The sequence below is a fragment of the Rothia sp. HSID18069 genome, assembly GCF_003989155.1.
In the GTDB taxonomy this organism is placed as follows: domain Bacteria; phylum Actinomycetota; class Actinomycetes; order Actinomycetales; family Micrococcaceae; genus Rothia; species Rothia aeria.
Genome location: NZ_RBMG01000029.1, coordinates 1 through 705, shown reverse-complemented (window position 1 = coordinate 705; position 705 = coordinate 1). Strand labels below are relative to the sequence as shown.

The following is a 705-nucleotide window of genomic DNA, read 5'->3' as shown; positions in this document are numbered from 1 at the left end:
GGTGCTGGACGAGTTGTGGCGGGCGTTGCGCGCTGGTGCGGAGATGGTGAACCGTATTGACGCGCTGACTCGGTTGAACCGTAATGAGGGCGTGGGGCAGGCCATGATTACGCATACGATGAGTGATTTGGAGTCGTTACCGACAGAGACGGAGCGGCAGGCTGCTCGGGGTTTTGTGGAGCGCTCGGGGATGGTGATTACGGGTGCGTTACCGCATGCGGAGATGGAGAAGCTGCGGCAGGCGGTGACGGTATCGAATGCTGAAGCGGCCCGGTTAGTGTCGTGGGCTGATCCGGGGTCGTGGTCGCGGATCGCGAAGAAACGATCTCGTTCTGGTGCTCCTCGGCAGGCTCCGGGGGTCGGGAAATTCATGATCAAGGTTGGTGGCCGTCCAGGGATTAGCGTTGCGGTACGCCTGACCCAGGTCGAGATTGAGATGAATAATACGAATAAGCGGTGGGGTAATAGTGATGGCACGGTGAATGTTGCCAGTGCTAATGAAGTGACGAATAGTATCGTGGACGCGGTCAGCGGTGGGACACTAGTTCCGGCTGCGGATGGGTATGGGTATCATGTCAACGCCGAATAAGAAGCGGGGGAATTATACTGAGGCCCTGCTGGTGTGGGGTGTGCTCGGGGTGCTGGGCCTGGGTGTGGGGGTGTTCTATGCGGGGTATCTCGGGGGTGCGTTTCTAACGGGGCAGG

At 59.3% G+C, this 705-nt stretch carries 1 pseudogene; it reads left to right on the top strand.

The features are described 5' to 3' along the window. Window positions 1-589, top strand: a pseudogene (locus D8M41_RS11675) (hypothetical protein); the annotation flags it as partial. Window positions 590-705 lie beyond the last annotated feature (116 nt).